The 18,612-nt window shown below is 64.0% G+C and carries 15 protein-coding genes and 1 tRNA gene; 13 read left to right on the top strand and 3 right to left on the bottom strand.

Annotated features, from left to right (window positions below; all coding sequences use genetic code 11):
* Nucleotides 1-51: 51 nt before the first annotated feature.
* The 10 genes from ACJ8FR_RS03600 (at nt 52) to ACJ8FR_RS03555 (ending at nt 10,314) form a co-directional block, all read left to right on the top strand.
* Complete coding sequence (locus ACJ8FR_RS03600; RefSeq protein ID WP_407827247.1) at nt 52-945, top strand: hypothetical protein; 894 nt, start codon at nt 52-54, stop codon at nt 943-945.
* Nucleotides 942-1,562, top strand: a complete 621-nt coding sequence (locus tag ACJ8FR_RS03595) for a hypothetical protein (RefSeq protein ID WP_407827246.1) — start codon at nt 942-944, stop codon at nt 1,560-1,562. Before ACJ8FR_RS03600 ends, ACJ8FR_RS03595 begins: the two co-directional genes overlap by 4 nt.
* A 2-nt stretch (nt 1,563-1,564) precedes the next feature.
* Nucleotides 1,565-4,936 (top strand): UvrD-helicase domain-containing protein, encoded by a 3,372-nt coding sequence (locus tag ACJ8FR_RS03590; protein ID WP_407827245.1) that lies wholly within the window; start codon nt 1,565-1,567, stop codon nt 4,934-4,936.
* Nucleotides 4,937-4,947: 11 nt separating this feature from the next.
* Entirely contained in the window at nt 4,948-5,526 is a 579-nt protein-coding gene (locus ACJ8FR_RS03585; RefSeq protein WP_407827244.1) for a hypothetical protein, read from the top strand.
* 2 nt (nt 5,527-5,528) lie between these two features.
* Nucleotides 5,529-6,020 (top strand): hypothetical protein, encoded by a 492-nt coding sequence (locus ACJ8FR_RS03580; RefSeq protein ID WP_407827243.1) that lies wholly within the window; start codon nt 5,529-5,531, stop codon nt 6,018-6,020.
* A complete protein-coding gene (locus tag ACJ8FR_RS03575; protein ID WP_407827242.1) occupies nt 6,017-6,505 on the top strand; it encodes a hypothetical protein in 489 nt (162 codons plus the stop codon). The genes ACJ8FR_RS03580 and ACJ8FR_RS03575 overlap by 4 nt, the downstream gene beginning before the upstream one ends.
* Nucleotides 6,502-7,875 (top strand): hypothetical protein, encoded by a 1,374-nt coding sequence (locus tag ACJ8FR_RS03570; RefSeq protein ID WP_407827241.1) that lies wholly within the window; start codon nt 6,502-6,504, stop codon nt 7,873-7,875. Before ACJ8FR_RS03575 ends, ACJ8FR_RS03570 begins: the two co-directional genes overlap by 4 nt.
* 188 nt (nt 7,876-8,063) lie before the next feature.
* Entirely contained in the window at nt 8,064-8,297 is a 234-nt protein-coding gene (locus tag ACJ8FR_RS03565; RefSeq protein WP_407827240.1) for a DUF3489 domain-containing protein, read from the top strand.
* A complete protein-coding gene (locus tag ACJ8FR_RS03560) occupies nt 8,294-8,746 on the top strand; it encodes a DUF2924 domain-containing protein (protein ID WP_407827239.1) in 453 nt (150 codons plus the stop codon). Before ACJ8FR_RS03565 ends, ACJ8FR_RS03560 begins: the two co-directional genes overlap by 4 nt.
* Nucleotides 8,743-10,314, top strand: coding sequence for a recombinase family protein (locus ACJ8FR_RS03555; RefSeq protein ID WP_407827238.1), 1,572 nt, complete (start codon nt 8,743-8,745; stop codon nt 10,312-10,314). Before ACJ8FR_RS03560 ends, ACJ8FR_RS03555 begins: the two co-directional genes overlap by 4 nt.
* Before the next feature lie 194 nt (nt 10,315-10,508).
* On the opposite strand, the gene ACJ8FR_RS03550 is transcribed toward ACJ8FR_RS03555, so the two are convergent.
* Nucleotides 10,509-10,584: transfer RNA gene (locus ACJ8FR_RS03550), tRNA-Thr, on the bottom strand.
* Between the two features lie 149 nt (nt 10,585-10,733).
* Between ACJ8FR_RS03550 and ACJ8FR_RS03545 the strand changes: the two genes are divergently transcribed.
* The 3 genes from ACJ8FR_RS03545 to ACJ8FR_RS03535 all read left to right on the top strand — a co-directional run bounded on the left by ACJ8FR_RS03545 (nt 10,734) and on the right by ACJ8FR_RS03535 (nt 17,680).
* On the top strand, nt 10,734-12,095 hold the full coding sequence (locus ACJ8FR_RS03545) for a hypothetical protein (RefSeq protein ID WP_407827237.1): 1,362 nt from the start codon (nt 10,734-10,736) through the stop codon (nt 12,093-12,095).
* Nucleotides 12,096-12,176: 81 nt separating this feature from the next.
* Nucleotides 12,177-16,817, top strand: a complete 4,641-nt coding sequence (locus ACJ8FR_RS03540) for an NAD-glutamate dehydrogenase (RefSeq protein WP_407827236.1) — start codon at nt 12,177-12,179, stop codon at nt 16,815-16,817.
* Complete coding sequence (locus ACJ8FR_RS03535) at nt 16,817-17,680, top strand: RimK family alpha-L-glutamate ligase (protein ID WP_407827235.1); 864 nt, start codon at nt 16,817-16,819, stop codon at nt 17,678-17,680. Before ACJ8FR_RS03540 ends, ACJ8FR_RS03535 begins: the two co-directional genes overlap by 1 nt.
* On the opposite strand, the gene ACJ8FR_RS03530 is transcribed toward ACJ8FR_RS03535, so the two are convergent.
* Nucleotides 17,637-17,876, bottom strand: a complete 240-nt coding sequence (locus tag ACJ8FR_RS03530; RefSeq protein WP_407827234.1) for a ribbon-helix-helix domain-containing protein — start codon at nt 17,874-17,876, stop codon at nt 17,637-17,639. The two genes, ACJ8FR_RS03535 and ACJ8FR_RS03530, sit on opposite strands and share 44 nt — an antisense overlap.
* Nucleotides 17,876-18,598 carry an acetoacetyl-CoA reductase gene (gene phbB, locus ACJ8FR_RS03525; protein WP_407827233.1) on the bottom strand — a complete coding sequence of 241 codons (723 nt, stop codon included), beginning with the start codon at nt 18,596-18,598 and terminating at the stop codon, nt 17,876-17,878. The genes ACJ8FR_RS03530 and phbB overlap by 1 nt, the downstream gene beginning before the upstream one ends.
* Nucleotides 18,599-18,612 lie beyond the last annotated feature (14 nt).

Raw genomic sequence — 18,612 nt, 5'->3', positions numbered from 1 at the left:
TGCCGAGCGGCTGCGATCGTTCTGTCGTGCGGGCGCGTAGCCGAGTTCGCGATGGCTCAGGTGCCTTCGAGAGCATTCGCCGAATACGAGCCAATCGAAAAAAAAGATTCTTCCGGTTTCGGGAAGGCGGGGGTTGAGCATCCCGTGACAGACAAACAGGGACCTTCGTGCGGTACGAAGCGGACCGTGCGCCCGCTTACCTGTTCGACCGTAACAGGGGAGCCATACACGCGCCGGACCGATGTCGAGGCAGAGATCGGCGCCATGCTGGCGCTGCCGCCCGAAGAGTGGGCAGTCCACGCCCCGAGGCATGGTGGTATCAAGGATGAGACCCGCGTTTACCTTTTGAAATTCTTGCGCGTCATCGATCGCAACCTGTTCGGCCGAGTGCTCTTCACTCTGATGGAGCGGGCCGCGAAGATCGTCGAAGACACCGCGCAGGGATTCAGCGAGACTGACCTCGGGATCATCTGCGACGAGGTTAAGGATGAGATCGACAGACGGATCACCTCAAGCGAGGTAACGCGGCAGACTGAGATTCTCGAGATCAGCTTCAAGAGCATCGTCGAGCGCGAAACATTAAGGGCAGTTCGCCGACGCAAGGGTCAAAACAAGTTCCACGCTCCACTCCGGACCATCATCAACGACGATGGCGATGCCATCGATGCTGCCTCGCTTGTCCCTGACGATCGCCCCGACCCTCTCGCGGAGCTGATTGAGGCCGGCGAGAAGCACCCTAAACGTCGTGAAATTCTGGCAGCCGTGAAGGACCGGCGTCACCGCGTCGCGTTCATCCTTCACGAATTATGGGGTTGGCCGTATCTTCCCGGACCGAAGGGACAGCCGTGTTTGTGTGACTTTTTCAATGTCTCAGACCGTCAAATCCGGACCTGGATCGGCACTGCCCGCAAGCAGATGCAAGAAGCCCTTGGAGACAGGTCATGACCGTTAAACCCCGCCACATCCACCTGGACGAGCTTTTCGATCATATCGCGATCGAAGAGGACGAGCCGAGCTATGCCGCGCTCTCGCGCTGGTGCGAGCTTTTTCCGGAGCATGCGAGCGAGCTTGCCGAGTATTTTGCAACGTGGGCCGAGCAGATCGAGCTTCCGATCACTCAGTCCGTCGACGCCGAGCGCTTTGCTGCGGAGGCCGTAAGTCATGCGCTCAATCTCCTGCATCAGGAAGATTCGAAGCAAGGGACGCTGACGCAGATTGCTCGATCCGCCGGCCTCAACGACGCCGACGTAGCCGTTCGAATTGGCCTCGATGAGCCCTTCGTGATGAAGCTGTTCCGGAGGAAAATCGATTTTGAGAGCATTCCGCAATTGTGCCTCGATCGATTGCGTGATGTCCTTGGCATCACGCTCGCAGTAGTGCGTCATCATCTACGCGGACCGCCATTGGCGACCGTTGCCAACGCACGGATGAAATCGGGCAAGAAGGCCGTTCGCCAAACGGAGACCTTCGAGGAGGCCCTCGCTTCGGCCGCCATCGATGAAACGCAGAAGGCCGAGTGGCGGGAGGCTCTCTGGGCCAAGGGCTCGCATGCCGAGCAATGAGCATGTGGAGCGAGATTAGGGGCCTAGCGCGCGCCTGGCACGAGGAACTGTTTGCCGAGACTGGCGAGCTTCCTGCCGCTGACGACCTGGTCGAGCGCGCGCGGGAGGCGACCGGCACTCGGCTGATGCCGCTTCCGGCCGACGATATCCTGCTGGAGGGAGCTGACGGCCTCTACGATCGCGACGATAACCGAATCCTTTATTCAATGGGCCTGGCGCTCGAAACGCGGCGCTTCACGATCGCTCACGAATTCGGCCATCATCGGCTCCATGACACGCATGGAGGCTGCAGCTCGGTCGATGTTGATTTTGCGACACCGGCCGAACCCGAACTGTCGGTGGTCGGCGAAATCGACGCCTACAGCCCGAAGGAACGGGCTGAAGCGCAGGCCAATCTGTTCGCGCGCGAGTTCTTACTGCCAAGGCCGAAGCTAAAGGCCTGGTGGGCGGCAGCGACGGAATCTCCGTCCGAGCTCGCAGCGAGGCTCGGGCTTCCGCTCGACCTGATCCTGCAGCAACTGGCCGATGCTGTGCTCCTGCCGGACGAGGACCATGCGAAACCTCAATCCACATCACCGCCGCCGCCCGACAAGACGCAGCTCCAGGCCGCTGAAGCAGGCTTCGGGCCGCACCAGGTGACAGCCGGCCCCGGCACGGGCAAGACCAGGACCCTCGTCGCGCGGATCAAATGGCTTGTCGATAATGACGAGAATCCGGCGTCGATCGTGGCCCTTACCTACTCGAATGAATCGTCGGTCGATCTCAGCCGCCGGTTGCGGAGCGAGATTGGGGACCTGGCGCCGACCATCTGGAGCGGCACGTTCCACGCCTTCGGCCTGGAGCTGCTTCGTAAATACGGCGAGGTCATTGGCATCAAGCCGAACCTTCAGCCGCTCGACCGGTCGGATTCCTTGTTCCTGCTTGAAGAGCTGCTCCCGTCCCTCAGCCTTGAATATTATCTCGACCTTCGCGAACCGCTGCAGCCGTTGAAGGCCGTGTTGAATGCAATCTCGCGCGCCAAGGATCAGCTCGCAACGCCGGACGATTATGCTCGCTTCGCTGCGGCAATGACGAAACATCCCAGCCGCGACGTAGAAGCGGCCAAGGCAGCCGAGGTCGCCCGTATCTATGCGGTCTACCAGGCCGCACTGAGGGAACGCGGCGACGCCGATTTCGGCGACCTCATCATGCGGGCGCATGAGCTGCTGGCTGAGCATGCCGGGGTCGCCGCGGCGGTTCGCGCAAAGACGAAGCATGTCCTCGTCGATGAATACCAGGACATGAACCGCGCCAGCGCCTTGTTCCTGAAGGAGCTGGTTACGCCAGGGCAGGGCCCGTGGGTGGTGGGCGATGCCCGCCAATCGATCTACCGGTTCCGCGGTGCATCGCCGCTGAACATGACCGAGTTCGGACAGGACTTCACGGGCGCGACCTTCACCGACCTTGGCGTCAACTACCGGTCAGGCGGGCGCATCGTCCGGACCTTCTCGAGCTTCGGCGCTGAAATGGGGAAGGGCGTCCTCCCGGCCATGGCCCATCTCGAAGCCCATCGAGGCGAAGAGCGGGGGTCGGTCCATTATTCCGTAGCTGCGACGTTCGAAGCGGAAGCCGAAGGCATTGCCGAAACCATCCGCGCCCACGTCAAGGTCGGTGACAAGTTCAGCAATCACGTGGTGCTGGCGCGCTCGCATACGATCCTTGCCAAGCTTGGCGCGCATCTCGAACGCTCGGGCATCCCCAGCCTCTATTTCGGCGACTTCTTCGAGCGCGCCGAAGTGCGAGACTATCTCTCCTTGCTCTCCGTCGCGAGCGAGTGGGAAGGCCTGGGCATCCTTCGGATCGCGCAGGAAGAGCCTTATTACGTCTCCCTCGCCGATATTGCAGCGCTCTGCACTTGGCGGCGCAACGAGAAGGTCTCGATGATCAAGGCGCTTCGGCGGCTCGATGACGTGCCGGACCTGTCCGATGCGGGCCGTGCGGGCCTTGGCAGGCTTGCGAACGACCTCGCCGGATCGGCCTTCATGACTTCGCCCCATGGTCTCATCCTCGAGAGCCTGTTCATCAGGGGACGGGCGCGGCTTGGCCTGCTCTTTGAGGACAGCGTCTCGGCCCAGCAGGCACGTCTCGCCATCTACCAATTGTTGCAGGTCGCGTTCGATTTTCGGGCGCCGCCCAAAAAGGACCCCAAGAGTGCGTTCCTCGCCCATGTCCGGCGCCTTGAGCTTCTCGACGAGGAAAAGGAGTTCAGACGCATGCCTGCCGCTGCCGCGGGGATCGATGCCGTCCGGCTGATGACGGTCCACGCGAGCAAGGGCCTCGAATTTCCGTCGGTCCATCTCTCGACCCTGACGACTCGCCACTTTCCCGCGCAGAACCGCCACAACCCGTGTCCGCCGCCGGACGGGCTCGTGCCCAATGATCCCTTGATGGGGCGCGAGGCTGAGGAGGAGGGCCTGTTCTTCGTCGCTCTGTCGCGAGCCAAGGACAGTCTCTATCTGTCGCGGCCGCTTCGCTACGGTGGCTGGTCGACGGCCAACCCGTCGCGCCTGCTCGAGCCAATTGCCGGGCACCTCGATCGACCCCTCAATGCCGCCGCGAATTGGGTCGAGGAAGGGCCGAGACCCCCCGAATATCTTCCGCTGGCGCCGCTCCATCCCTTGCCGGCGGAGATCTCGATCAGGGCCGTCGAATCCTACCAGCATTGTCCGCGGCAATATTATTATGAGTTCGCCCTTGGGATCGGCGGGTTCGGGCCCAAGTCGCCCTATCTGGGGCTTCAATCCACCCTTCGAAAAACACTGTCCTGGGCGCGAACCATCCCCGACGCCGAAGCTCGCCAGGCGGGCTGGCGAAAGGAGTTCGACGGACATTGGGAGAGCCTCGGCCTTACCGACGGTCCGCTGGCGACGGTTTATCGAGCGTCGGCCGAGCAGATGGTGGAGCGGGCGATAGAGCTGACGTCCGGCAAGGTTTATCCTGTCGACCGAAAGATGGAGGTCGGCGGTACCACGATCACGGCCAGAGCCGATCATATCGCTGAACGGGACGGCGGCCTCGTCATCCAGCGCTTGAAGACGGCGCGCCTTACGAAGGACAAGGAAAGTGCGAAGGCGCGCTATGGAGCCCTCCTGGCCATGGTCGGGCTGGATCATCCTGGATTGTCGATCAGCTTCGAGCACGTGTCCCTGGTCGACGGGCAAGCGAAGCCGGACCTCATAAAGGCTGACGTCCCCGCCAAGGCGCGGGCCGCGATCGAGGCGGAGCTCGCGAGCATCGGTGCGGGCCTCTTCCCGCCCAAGCCCAGCGATCGCAACTGCCCGAATTGCGCTTTCTATTTCGCCTGTCCCGCCCACGGGATCGCGCTCGGCGGCTAAGGCTGCCTTTTTTGCGCAAGCCATTTCCGGTTTTGGGATTCGCCGGGTTGGCCTTGTCAGACGGTCATTTTTCGGCCGCCCGGTTTCAAGGAAACAATCCCATGACGAAAGTTACCCTCTTCCTCCAGTTTGAAGGTGACCCGCGCGTCGAGCTTGCCGAGTTCGACGAGAAGGCCGGCACCAAGGATGTCCGTGCCAAGGCCGTCGAGCTCGGCTTTGCCAACTTGTCCGATACCTCGGTCTTTGCCGAGGGCCGCGAGGATCCGCTCGACGACAAGCATCCACTTCAAAGCCAGGGCGTCGGCAACAAGCAGCGCCTGTGCCTGCATCGCTGCAAGAAGATCCATGTCACTGTCGATTTTGCCGGCGACGGCAAGCAGCATCCGTTTTCGCCGGTGGCGACCATTGCTGAGGTGAAAGCCTGGTTCGTCGATAAAATTGCGATGAGCGCCGCCGACGCGACCGAGCACGTGCTCCAGATTTCGGGGACGAAGGAGCGCCCCAGCCCGGATACGATGATCGGCAGCCTGAAGTCGGTCGACTGCAGGATCGAGCTCAGCCTCGTGCCCCTGAAGCGGGTCGAGGGCTGATCATGGCCGAAGTTGAGGATTTGGAGCGCCCGGATCGGCGGGCGCTCCGCGAGGACCTCGAAGGCCCCGAGTTCGTGCTCGGCGAGCATCGCGGCCGCTGGAAGCTATTGTCGGTCAATTGGCCGCATGTATTGATCGAAGTGTCCGCCGCCGAGCGCGGCGATAGCCCGAGGGCCTATGCGTTGCGGTTCGAATGCTCGGGCTATCCGAGCCAGGCTGTGACCGCCTGCCTCTGGGATACGGCGGCCAACGCGCCCCTTGCCCACAATCTTTGGCCCCATGGGAGCGACCGCTTCATGGCCGTCTTCCGGATCGAATGGAAAAGCGGGCTGTGCCTGTACCTTCCGTGCGATCGTCAGAGCTTCGAAGGCCACCCGCAATGGCTGACCGATCATCCTGCGCAGGTCTGGGACCCGGCGAAAGGCATCGTCCTTTACCTTGAAGCCGTCCACGAACTGCTCAACTCGAGTTCTTATCACGGGAAGCGGTCGTGAGCGCGCCCCGGCTGCACATCGGACGCGCCCGCTGGTTCGATCTTCTGGACGAGCTTCACGAGCGGAGCGAAGGCCGGCACGAGAGCGGCGCGTTCCTCCTTGGTGCGATCGACGGCACCGATCGCGAGGTCAGCAGCATCATCTTCTACGATGACCTCGACGCAAACGCCTATTCATCGGGCATCTGCATCCTCGAAGCGGATTCATTCGAGACGCTTTGGGCGCATTGCCGAACCACCGGCCTCAAGGTCGTGGCCGATGCCCATCTTCACGGCAATAACGGCCGCGCTCGGCAAAGCTCTTCCGATCGCACCAATCCGATGATCGCAAAGCCCGGACACTTGGCGCTGATCGTGCCGCGGCTCGCGGAGCGACCGATCTGGCGCCACCATCTTGGCGTCTATCAATATCTTGGCTCCCATCGATGGGTGGACCTTAGCGGCTGGCAGGCTCGCTCGATTGTGAGGACGGGAACGTGGCGATGAATCGGCCTTCAGTGATTTCTGCGGATACGTTGCACCGCGTTGTCAAAATGGCGCTCGACACAGGTGAAGTGCACTCACTTGATGAAGCTTATGCGCTGTTCGGCAGGTACCGGCTTTCGGTCAGTGTGGATGAAGTTGAGGCCGCGTCCCCTGCCGGCCAGGCGGCTCTGCTGACGATCGTTAACTGCGCCCGGCGCGCGTTGCTCGGCGGTGTCAGCGTCGTCGGCAATCTCGGTGTCCCGTTGCTCTTGTCGCTGCCGGGCCTCGGAGCGACCGTGGGCAGCGCGGTGTTGACGCTCGGCGGATCCATCTCAGAGGCCTTGTCGGGCGAAGTGCCCGCGCTGATTCTGGGGGAGGCTCCGGAGGGCCTATCAGAGCTCGCACTGAAGGTGGCATACGGCGGCTGGCGCGCTGGCGTTTTTCCGGCCGACGAGGACAAAACATTTGATGACGAACCCCGCGATGTCCTTGCGGCGATGGTGGCCGGAGCCCTCGGCGTCAGCGAAATCTTCCAGAACTTTCGCGGCAATCCCATGGCTGCGCGCCGCCGCGTCGGCATGAACCTGTGGCGCCCAGAAGTACGGGACTGGGACGTTTCGGCTCCGGGGCCCAGGGGCTTTGTCGCGCCGTCTCACCTCTGGCTGATTGGCCTTGGTCATCTCGGGCAGGCCTATCTCTGGGCCCTAGGTTTACTTCCCTACGCGCGACCCGAGGAAGTCGAATTGACGCTCCAGGATTTCGACAGCCTCGCGGCCTCGAACGACAGTACGTCGCCGCTGACCAATGACGCGCTCATCGGCCAACGCAAAACCCGCGCAATGGCTGCTTGGGCGGAGCTCAGGGGCTTCAGGACGCGGATGATTGAACGCCGCTTCGCTGGCGACATTGTTCTTCAGCCCGACGATCCGCGGGTTGCGCTGTGCGGCGTCGATAATGCCGCGGCGAGGGCGGCGCTCGAAGGCGCGGGCTTCGATCTCGTCGTCGAGGCCGGTCTCGGCGCTGGCCCGACCGAATATCTGGCCATGCGCCTGCATTCCTTCCCAGGATCCCGTCCGGCGCGGGATATTTGGCGCGACGAAGGGGAGGCTGCGGCTACCTCAACCCGACACGCTCCGGCCTACGAACGGCTCGGCGAAGCTGGTTTCGATGAATGCGGCCTTGTCACGTTGGCGTCCCGAACTGTGGGCGCGCCTTTCGTCGGGACTGTCGCGGCGGGCCTTGCCATCGCGGAAGTCCTGCGCCGCCTCAATGGTGTCGCGGGGCTCGACGTCCTCGACCTGACGTTGCGAGATATGAATTCGCGCGAAGTGGTGATGGCAAGTACGGAGCTGCGGGGCTTCAATCCGGGCTTTACTGATCTGTCGTCCTAAGCCCGGTCGGGAAAAGGCCTGAGCGCCGAAAGTCGTCTTCGCTGGCTTTTGCTTCTTGGCGCTTGACTGTCCTTCCCAACGGAGCGTTGGTCACATGTGCCGCTGACTAGCGGTAACGCCGCGATACGCCGCCGAGGTCCGCGGCTTGGGTCAGTGCCAGCCATCATGCTGGCGCAAGGAGACCCACAATGGCCAAGCAGACAAAGAAACTCTCCAAGAGCGCGACCGTCAAGAAGATGCTCTCCCGTGGCAATGGCGCGACCCTCGTCGAGATCATGAAGTCTACCGGCTGGAAGGAGCACAGCTGCCGCGCCTTCCTGACGGGCGTGCGGAAGACTAGCAACCTGCTCAAAGAGGAGCGGCCGGATGGCAAAACAGCCTATCGGATCGAGGCGGCGCCAGCTGCGGCCAGGGCCGAATGAGTGCTCTCGAACAGCAACTGGCGGAGCTGCCCGGAATGTCTCCGGCGCAGCTCCGCGCCAAATGGCGCGAGTGCTGGCGCAAGCCGGCCCCCGATATCGGGCCGGACCTGCTCCGACGAGGCATTGCCTGGAAGCTTCAGTCGCGTGTGCATGGCGATGTGCCGAGCCACATCAAACGCGAGCTGGAGCGGGCCGCCGATCGGCTCCGGCGAGGCGAAGAGCTGATCAACTCGAAGCGACCATCGCTTAAGTCCGGAACGAGGCTCGTCCGGCAATGGCAGGGCAGGGTGCACCATGTGCTCGTGCTCGATGATGGCTACGAGTATGACGCGAGGCGCTTCAGCTCATTGACGCAGGTCGCGACGGCCATCACTGGCACCCATTGGTCAGGACCGACCTTCTTCGGCCTAAAGAAGCGCAAATCGGTCAGCCGAGTGGCCGAGCAATGAAGCGGCGCTGCGCCATCTACACCCGGAAGTCGACGGAAGAGGGATTGGAGCAGGCATTCAACAGTCTCGATGCCCAGCGTGAAGCTTGTGCTGCCTACATCCTCAGCCAGGCTCATGAAGGCTGGGAGCGGGTCAACGAGCATTATGACGATGGGGGCTGGTCTGGCGGGAACATGGCCAGGCCGGCGCTCCAGCAATTGCTTGCCGACGTAGCCGCCGGAAGGGTGGACGTCATCGTCGTCTACAAGATCGACCGCTTGACCCGAAGTCTCGCCGACTTCGCTCGTATAGTTGAAGTGCTAGACAAAGCCGGCGCCTCGTTTGTCAGCGTTACACAGTCGTTCAACACCACAACCAGCATGGGTCGGCTGACGCTGAATGTGCTGTTGTCGTTCGCGCAGTTCGAGCGCGAGGTCACCAGCGAGCGGATCCGCGACAAGGTTGCGGCGTCGAAGCGCAAAGGCATGTGGATGGGTGGTCCGATTCCTATTGGCTATCGGCTGGAGAGCCGGAAGCTCCTGATCGAGGAGCCGGAGGCAGAGACGGTTCGGCTGATCTTTCGCAGGTACCTCGAACTCGGTTCGGTCGGTGCTCTCGCCGATGAGCTTGCCACTGTCGGCATTCGAACGAAGGTTCGGTCATTTGCGAATGGGCGATCCGTCGGGGGTGTCTTCTTTACCCGAGGGTCTCTCGCCCAACTGCTCCAGAACCCGCTCTTCGTCGGCAAAGTGAGCCATCGCGACGAACTGTTCGATGGCGAGCATGATGCCATCATCGACGACGGCGTTTGGGACCAGGTCCAACTGCTGTTGGCGACCAATCGGCGCGAACGCCTGCATGGGAAACGAACCCGCACGCCGAGCCTACTCACAGGCCTGATCACGAACGAAGATGGTCGGCCGATGACGCCGGTCTTCACGACGAAGGGAACTCGTCAGCATCGCTACTATGTCACTCGACTGAAGCCAGCTGAGGATCGGAAGCCCGCTTGGCGGATACCGGCAGGTGATATCGACCGCGCTGTTTTGCGCTGCGTCGAGACAGCCTTGACCCGCCGCGCTGCCGAGCTGGGCTCCCCCTTCGAAGAGCCCATAGGTTTGGACCAGTGCAGCGTTCCGGAGCAGCGCAGGATGTTGCTTGAGAACAATGTCAGGGTTCAGCTCAAATCGTCAAAGATCGTCGTGAACATCGGTGACGACGTCGAAAACCAGATCCTCATTCCAGCCGATCTCGCTCGGCGAGGCAACGAGCTTAAGCTGGTTCTGCGTCCCAGCGACGCGGCGCCCGAGGACGCCGACCCGGTGCTCGTTAAGCTGATCACGCTTGCCGTGCTGGCGCAGCAAAGTGCACTCACGAGTGATCCCGATCCTATCGTTTCGCGCTACAGTAAGCGGCACCTCTGGCAGCTTCTGCGAGTGAGCTGGCTAGCCCCGGATATCATTGTTGCGATCATCGAAGGTCGCCAGCCGGCAACGATCACGGGCCGGCGCCTCCTCAGGGCGGCCGACATCCCGCTCCCATGGGATGAACAACGGCGATACTTTGGCTTCAACCAGGCTTCGCGTTAACTCGCATCTGCATCTGGTGGCAGCGAATTCGGGCTCCAGAGAATCGCGGGCTTAGATCGCCCATTCGGCGCGGCCAATTTGCTCTCTTGGCGCGAGAACATGATGCGCGCTTGAGCACAAGTGCCGGAACTTGCCCGATAATTCACGCGCCGGTCGTGGCGTCCGGGTCCAAGTCTCTGAATAGATTATGGGAGTGGTGCCGCTTAGGTGACTCGAACACCTGACCCCATCATTACGAATGATGTGCTCTACCAGCTGAGCTAAAGCGGCTTGCTCTTTTTCAGGAAGCGCGGCCCCTATCAGCGCCCGCCGAGCCCCGCAAGCGCCACCCGGCTGCTAACCAGTTATGCTTAACGCTTTCGTAACGCGGCTCGGCGAAACTGTCGGCTGAGTGGAGAAAGCGGGGCCGGCGCACGTCAATGGATAGTTTTCGCGAATATCCGACCGACTTCGACCTGCCGCAGGCGGGCGAAGTTGCGCAACCTTATGACGTCGCCGCGGCGATCGGCACCGATGAGCGGCGGATGCATGTCCGCGCCTATAACCATTGGGTCTCGCTTCTGCGCGGACGCGATTTTCCCACGATCGAGGACCTCGAGCCGGGCGAGGTCGAGGACTTCGCCAGCCACAGCGTCCTGCTCGATTTCACCTGCGGCCGCGACGACCCCGCGATCCCTTATGTCGGCACGGCGATTCGCGACGAATGCGGCCTCGACGACGATGTGCGCACCATCGCCGACGTGCCGAGCCGGTCGCTGCTCTCGCGGCTGACCGATCACTATATGCAGATCATCGCCAACCGCGCGCCGGTCGGCTTCGAGGCCGAGTTCGAGAACCCCGCCGGCGCGACGATCTGCTACCGCGGCATCCTCATGCCCTTCTCGTCGAACGGAGAGGAAATCGACTTTATTTACGGCGTGATCAACTGGAAGCGTGTCGATGCCCACGCGTCGGCGATCGACGTCCCCGTCGAGTTGCCGAGAGTCGAGTTCACTGAACCCGAGGTCGGCCGCGACGAGGAACAGCCGCTCGAACCGGCTCACCGCGCCGAAATCATCGACGAACCAACTGACCTCTCGGCGCCGGCGGAATCGCCGGAAGAAGGACCGGCCGCAGAGCCCCACGTCCCCTTCGCATGGGAGGACGGCCCGTCGGGCGATGAAGATGCACTGGCCGCGCCCGAACGCTTGCTCAACGCCGATGCCGGACTTGCCGACCGCCTGTGGGCGGCGCGCGAAACGGCCGAATCCGTCAAGGCGGGTGAGGGCCGATCGAGGGCGGCGCTCTACAAGGCGCTTTCGCTGGCCTACGACTTCGCGCTGGCCGCGCAGGCCAACCCCGAGGAATATGCCGAACTGCTCGAGGAATCGGGTGTAAAGGCGCAGGCGCGTGCGCCGATGACCCCGATCGTCAAGCTGGTGTTCGGGATCGATTACGACAAGGCGCGCCTGACGGAATTTGCTGCGACTCTTTCCTTCGCGCATCGCCAGGAACTACCGGCCGGCGAGCTTCAAAGCTTCATCGACAAGCAGCCAGGCGGCCTAAAGGCTCTGGTCGCAGCGGAGCGCCACGCGCGGCGTCCCGATGCGAAGCCCGACACCAAAAGCGAATCCGCTCGGGCGAAGCTCCGGGCAGCACCGACCATCTCGCTCGACGACGTTCCGGCCGAAGAGGAGTTCGCGGTCGTGATCACGCGCCGAGGTCCCGACGGCCGGCACGAGCCGGTCGCATTGGTTGCTGACGCGGCCCTGGTCGAACGGGCGATCCGCCGCATCGCCTGACCGCCGAGGGTTGTCCGCTCATTGACCGCAGGTCTATAGCCCCGCCGGCACCCTACGATCGTTTCGGAGCAAGTTCCCTACATGACGGCCCACCAGCGCCTGGACCCGCCCTTGGTCGAGTCAATCAGAAAGGCGCTGACCGGAAACGCGATTCCCGGCGAAACTCAGGGACTGACCCGCGAAGGCGAACGCGCGGCCGCCGAATTCCTCGCCGAGCTCGCTGCGACCCGCGAGGCGGGCGACCTCGCCCTGTCGATCGAATCGATTGGCGGCGAGGCGGGTAACCGCCGAATGCGCATCGGCATCGTCAACGACGACATGCCCTTCCTGGTCGATTCAGTCGCCAATGCGATCGCGTCCCGGCAGCTTACCATTCATCGCCTGCTCCACCCGGTCGTGTGCGTCACCCGCGACGCGGCAGGCGAGCTGCGATCGGTTGAATCGTTGTGCGGCGACAAGAAGCGGCGCGAGTCGATGATGTATCTCGAGCTCGACCGCGCCGACGCGCGCGGGCGTCAGGAGCTCGCTGCCGACCTGCGTCGGGTGCTGGGCGACGTTCGGCTTGCGGTGCGCGACTGGGAATCGCTGCAGAGCCTGATGCGCAAGGACGCTGCCGCGATTCCAGATGCCGAAGGGGCGGCGCTGCTCAATTGGTTCGCGGACGGCGCAATGACCCTGCTCGGCTACCACGTCGAAAAGCCCCACGAAGTCCCGTCGGACGCGCTCGGCATCTTCAGCATCCCCGGTGCCCCGACCGATGAAGGCGGTGCCTATGGCGCGATGCGCTATTTCGAAAAAGGCGGCGTCGCACCGCTGATGGCCAAGGCCGAACGCAAATCAACCGTCCATCGTCGCGTGCCGCTCGACCTCGTCGTCATCCCGGTCGTGGACGAGGGTAGGATCACCGGCATCGGGGTTCACGCTGGCTTGTGGACCAGCGAGGCGTTGCGAGTCCCGCCCGAAAAGGTGCCCGTGCTGCGTGAGCGCCTCAAGCAGTTGGCGGACGACTTCGGCTTCGATCCCAAGGGCCATTCCGGCAAGGCGCTTCGCCACGCCGTCGCGTCGTTGCCGCGCGACCTAGTCATTGCGGTCGATTATCAGTCGCTGCGCGCACTGGTGATGATGGCGATGTCGCTTGCCGACCGCCCGCGCCCGGCGCTGCTGCAGGTCCGCTCGATCCTCAAAGGCCAGCTGTTCACCTTCGTCTGGCTCCCCCGAGAGGAACTGACCACCGCCCGCCGCACCGCGATCGCGATGCTGCTCGAGCATGAGGTCGGCCGCGAGATCACCAGCTGGTCGGTCGAGCTCGGCGACGGCGACCTCGCGCTTATCCGCTACACGCAATATATCGATGAGGAGGCTCCATCGCCCGATGCGGCGGGTCTCGATGCCGCCGTCGTCGAGATGGTGCGGGGCTGGTCGCCCGCGGTCGAGGGCGAGCTGATCGCTGCTGCCGGAGTTCCTCGCGCGACCAGGCTGGCGCTGACCTATATCAACAGCTTTCCCGACGGATACCGCGCCCGCACCGCGCCCGAGGAAGGCGCGGCCGACATCCTGCGGTTGTGCGACCTCGCGGACGAAGACGACCGCGCCGTGCGCCTGTCGCGGCTGGACATCGATCCGCCCGGTTATTTCCGGCTCAAGACGTACCGCAGGGGCGCGCTCATCCCGCTGTCCGACGTGGTCCCGGTCCTCGAGAATTTCGGCTTCCGAGTGCTCGAGGAATTCCCGACTGCGCTTAGCGGCGGCAACGGTTACATCCACGACTTCCGGGTTGAGGTCAGCGCCGGCACCGACGAGCAGGCGATCCTTCGCCGCGCATCCGAGATCGAAGACGCGATCGCGAGGGTCCTTCGCTGCAGCGCCGAGGACGACGAGTTCAACCAGCTCGTGCTCTACGCAGATCTCGACATGCAGGCGGTTGTCTGGCTGCGCGCCTGGTTCCGTTACCTGCGCCAGACCGGCAGCAGCTTCGGACTGGTCACTGTCGTCGACGCCCTACGCCGGGCGCCCAACGCGACCCGCGCGTTGATCGGGCTGTTCGTGACGGCCCACGATCCGGCGACCAGAGAGCGCAACGAGCAGGTCGCCGGCTACCATGAGCAGCTAGAGCGCAGCCTCACGAAGGTGCGCTCGATCGACGACGACCGGATCCTGCGGCGCTTGCGCGCACTGGTCGAGGCGATCGTGCGCACCAATGCGTTCGCGCCTGCGGCCGAGGAAGCGCTCGCGTTCAAGATCGACAGCAGCATGGTGCCTGGCCTGCCCGCACCGGTGCCGTGGCGCGAGATCTGGGTCTATTCGCCGCGTGTCGAGGGAATCCACTTGCGCGGCGGCCCGGTCGCGCGCGGTGGCTTGCGCTGGTCGGATCGGCGCGACGATTTCCGTACCGAGATCCTCGGACTGATGAAGGCGCAGGTGGTCAAGAATGCGGTGATCGTCCCGACGGGCGCGAAGGGCGGATTCTACCCCAAGCAGCTGCCCCCGATGTCCAGTCGCGACGCGTGGCTCGCCGAAGGCACCGAAAGCTACCGCATCTTCATCCGTTCCCTCCTCTCGGTGACCGACAATCTCGTCAACGACAAGGTCGTTCACCCCGACTCTGTGGTCATCCACGACGGCGACGACCCTTATTTCGTCGTTGCGGCGGACAAGGGTACCGCGACCTTCTCCGACATCGCCAACGAGATCGCGCTGTCGCGCAATTTCTGGCTCGGTGACGCGTTCGCCAGCGGCGGCTCCCACGGTTACGACCACAAGGCGATGGGCATCACGGCGAAGGGCGCCTGGATCTCCGTCCAGCGCCACTTCCTCGAAATGGGTGTCGACGTTCAGAGCGACGAAGTGACCGTCGCGGGCTGCGGCGACATGTCCGGCGACGTCTTCGGCAACGGCATGCTCCTGTCGAAGTCGCTCAAGCTGATCGCCGCGTTCGACCACCGCCACATCTTCATCGATCCTGATCCCGATCCGGCAAAGAGCTGGGCCGAGCGCAAGCGGATGTTCGAGCTGCCGCGCTCGAGCTGGGACGATTACAACAAGCACCTGATCAGTAGGGGCGGCGGGGTCTGGCCGCGCACCGAGAAGTCGATTCCGCTCAGCGCCGAAGCCCGCGCGGCGCTCGGCATCGACGCCAAGGCGGTCGATCCGACCACCCTCATCAATGCGATCCTCAAGGCTCCCGTCGACCTGCTCTGGTTCGGGGGCATCGGAACATACATCAAATCGTCGGGCCAGTCCCAGGCGGACGTCGGCGACCCGTCCAACGACGCGCTCCGCGCCAGCGCCGCAGAGCTTCGCGCGAAGGTCATCGGCGAGGGCGCGAACCTGGCGATCACCCAGGCGGGGCGCATCGAGTTCGCCGAGCACGGCGGCCGCATCAACACCGACTTCATCGACAATAGCGCCGGGGTCGATTGCTCCGACAATGAAGTGAACATCAAGATCCCGCTCAACCGCGAGATGCGCGAGGGAAGCCTTTCGTTCGACAGGCGCAACAGCCTGCTCGCGAGGATGACCGACGACGTTGCCGAGATCGTGCTCGAGGACAATCGCCTGCAGACGCTTGCCCTGTCGATCGCCGAAGCGGGCGGCGGGCAGGCCCTGCCGGGCCATGTCCGCACCATCGAACTGTTGGAAGCATCGGGCCGGCTCGACCGCAAGGTCGAGGGGCTCGCCTCAAGCGAGGACCTGATCCGCCGCGCGCAGGACAATCGCGGCCTCACGCGGCCCGAACTTGCCGTCGTCCTTTCGATCTCCAAGCTCGTGCTTCAGGACGCTGCCGAGGAGCTGCAGCTGGCTGACGATCCGATGGTCGGATCGCAACTGTTCGACGCCTTCCCGCGCCCGATGCGCAAAGCCCATGCCAATTCGATCCGCGCCCACCGCCTGCGCAACGAGATTGTCGCAACCAAGGTCGCCAACCGCCTCGTCAATCGGCTCGGCCCCGGCGTCGCGTTCGACCTCACCGAAGAAGAAGGCGCGTCGCTTCAGCAGGTCGTCGCCGCGTTCCTCGTCGCCGAGCGGCTGCTCGACCTCGACAAGCTGTGGACGGAGATCGAGCAGGACGACCTCCCCGAAACGGTGCGCATCGAGCTTTTTTCGATCGCCGCGGCGAGCATCAGCTCGCACCTCGCCGATGTGCTTCGCGCGGGCGGTGGCGAGACCAGCGTCAAGAAGCTCTGCGCCTTGCTCGAGCCGGGCGTCCGCAAGATTTCGGCGGCGGCGACCAAGCTCATCCGCGCCGAGGTCAAAAGCGAGGCGGCCGCCCGGCGCGATCGGCTGGTGGCGCTTGGCGCGAGCGACGACATCGTCCGCCTGCTCGTCCGCCTGTACGAGCTCGACGGCGTGTTCGGCGTCGCCGCGCTGTCGGCGCGCAAGAAACTCGACGAGCTCGAGGCGACCCGCGCCTACACGCGCCTGGGCGAGGCGCTCGGCCTCGACTGGGCGCAGCAGCAGGTCGCCCGGTTCGTCGCTTCCGACCCGTGGGAACGGCTGCTTACCGCCGGCCTCGCGCGCGACTTCGAGCAGCTGCGCATTGAGTTCCTCGGGCGTTGCCGCGGCGCGGACGTGGATGACGGCGTCGAGCAGTGGATCGCCGACCATGGCGAGCGCATCGCCCAGTTCCGTAAGCTCGTCGGACGGGCACGCAGCGAAGGACATGTCAGCGCGTCGATGCTCGCCCAGATCGCGGGTCAGGCGCGAATCCTGCTCGGGCGCTGATGCGCTGTGCCATTCTGGTCCCGGACAGGGACTATCCTGAGCCGTGGCGGTGGAGCTACGACCCCGAGGCCGAAGCGCTGGCCGGTGCGGGCGCAGAGGTCGAGCCGATCATCTGGACCGAGGCGGGCGACCTCTCCGGCTTCGACCTCGTGTTGCCGCTCCTCGTGTGGGGCTATCACCTCGATTATGCAGGCTGGCTCGATTTCGTCGACCGTGCGGAAAGCGAGCAGTGGCGGATGGTCAATCCTCCGGAACTGCTGCGCTGGAACGGCGACAAGGCCTATCTCGCCGAGCTGGCCGACCTTGGCGTTTCGACCGTGCCAACACTCGCGGTTGAAAGCTGCTGCGACGCCGATCTCGAGGAGGCGCGGCGGCAGTTCGGCAGCGATTGGCTGGTGGTAAAGCCGCCGGTTTCCGCAAGCGCGATGGGCGCCCACAGGCTTGGCCCAAACGATGACCTTCCAGCCGACAGCCGCGGGCTGCCGATGATCGTCCAGCCGCTGATCGAGGAGATAGCGCGAACCGGTGAATTCTCACTGATGCTGTTCGACGGCGAATATAGCCACGCCGTCGTCAAACGCCCGAAGGCAGGCGATTTCCGCGTCCAGGAACATCACGGCGGGGTGACGCTGCCGTGCGCCTCGCCGCCGGACGGTGCCGTGCAGCTTGCCCAAGTGGCGCTCGAAGCGGCGCCCGCCGTAGCGGCCTATGCTCGCGTCGACATCGTCCCGGACGACGAGGGCACGCTCAGGATCATGGAGCTGGAGCTGATCGAGCCGTCGCTTTTCCTGGACCATGCGCCGGACGGTGGCGCCGCCTTCACCCGCTCGATCCTGTCGCGCGCGCGAACAGCCACTGCCTGATCCCGGAGGTGAGGTTGGGCGGCCGCTCGGCGTCGAGCCGGGAAACGTCGATCTCCGCCACCAGCGCGTTCACGGGACAGCCTCGCTCACGCGCAGCCGCTTCCAGCGCAGTCCAGAACATCGGCTCGAGGCTGATCGACGTCGGATGACCGGCAATCAGGACGGATCGTTTCCTCGGCGGCGCGTACTCCGTCATCAATACATGTGCTGCCCGCCGTTGATCGACAGCGTCGAACCCGTGACGAAGCCCGCATTCTCATCGACCAGGAAAGCCACTCCGCGGGCGATCTCTTCCGCCTTGCCGAGCCGCCCGACCGGAATGCGCGCGACGATCTTGCCGAGCACGTCCTCGGGCACCGCGGCGACCATGTCGGTATCGATATAGCCGGGCGCGATCGCGTTGACCGTGACGCCGGCGCGGGCGCCTTCCTGCGCCAGCGCCTTGGTGAAGCCGTGGATTCCGGACTTGGCGGCGGCGTAATTGACCTGCCCGTACTGGCCCGCCTGGCCGTTAATCGAGCCGATGTTGACGATCCGGCCGTATTTGCGCGCGCTCATTCCGTCGAACACCGCCTTGGCCATGTTGAAGCAGCCGCCGAGGTTGACGTCGATCACCTCGTCCCACTGCTTGCGGTCCATCTTGCGCATCGTACCGTCGCGCGTGATCCCGGCGTTGTTGACCAGCACATCGGCCGGTCCGAGGTCGGCTTCGACCTGGCGGACGCCTTCCTGGCACGCGTCGAAATCGCCGACGTCCCACTTGTATGACGCAATGCCGGTGCGCGCGCTGAATTCACGCGCGCGTTCCTCATTGCCGGCGTAATTGGCAGCGACCTTCAGTCCCATGTCGCGGAGCGCGATGCTGATCGCCTCGCCGATGCCGCGCGTGCCGCCAGTGACGATCGCCACTCGAGCCATGAACCTCTCCTCTC

Source organism: Sphingomonas sp., from assembly GCF_045810705.1.
GTDB lineage: Bacteria > Pseudomonadota > Alphaproteobacteria > Sphingomonadales > Sphingomonadaceae > Sphingomicrobium.
The sequence above is the reverse complement of the archived record's forward strand: the minus strand, read 5'-3'. Positions and strand labels throughout refer to the sequence as shown.

Bases quoted from the DNA above. Each gene is read 5' to 3' on its own strand.
- ACJ8FR_RS03600 (WP_407827247.1), top strand. From the start codon at position 52: ATGGCTCAGGTGCCTTCGAGAGCATTCGCCGAATACGAGCCAATCGAA.
- ACJ8FR_RS03595 (WP_407827246.1), top strand. From the start codon at position 942: ATGACCGTTAAACCCCGCCACATCCACCTGGACGAGCTTTTCGATCAT.
- ACJ8FR_RS03590 (WP_407827245.1), top strand. From the start codon at position 1,565: ATGTGGAGCGAGATTAGGGGCCTAGCGCGCGCCTGGCACGAGGAACTG.
- ACJ8FR_RS03580 (WP_407827243.1), top strand. From the start codon at position 5,529: ATGGCCGAAGTTGAGGATTTGGAGCGCCCGGATCGGCGGGCGCTCCGC.
- ACJ8FR_RS03570 (WP_407827241.1), top strand. From the start codon at position 6,502: ATGAATCGGCCTTCAGTGATTTCTGCGGATACGTTGCACCGCGTTGTC.
- ACJ8FR_RS03565 (WP_407827240.1), top strand. From the start codon at position 8,064: ATGGCCAAGCAGACAAAGAAACTCTCCAAGAGCGCGACCGTCAAGAAG.
- ACJ8FR_RS03560 (WP_407827239.1), top strand. From the start codon at position 8,294: ATGAGTGCTCTCGAACAGCAACTGGCGGAGCTGCCCGGAATGTCTCCG.
- ACJ8FR_RS03555 (WP_407827238.1), top strand. From the start codon at position 8,743: ATGAAGCGGCGCTGCGCCATCTACACCCGGAAGTCGACGGAAGAGGGA.
- ACJ8FR_RS03545 (WP_407827237.1), top strand. From the start codon at position 10,734: ATGGATAGTTTTCGCGAATATCCGACCGACTTCGACCTGCCGCAGGCG.
- ACJ8FR_RS03540 (WP_407827236.1), top strand. From the start codon at position 12,177: ATGACGGCCCACCAGCGCCTGGACCCGCCCTTGGTCGAGTCAATCAGA.
- ACJ8FR_RS03535 (WP_407827235.1), top strand. From the start codon at position 16,817: ATGCGCTGTGCCATTCTGGTCCCGGACAGGGACTATCCTGAGCCGTGG.
- ACJ8FR_RS03530 (WP_407827234.1), bottom strand. From the start codon at position 17,876: ATGACGGAGTACGCGCCGCCGAGGAAACGATCCGTCCTGATTGCCGGT.
- phbB (WP_407827233.1), bottom strand. From the start codon at position 18,598: ATGGCTCGAGTGGCGATCGTCACTGGCGGCACGCGCGGCATCGGCGAG.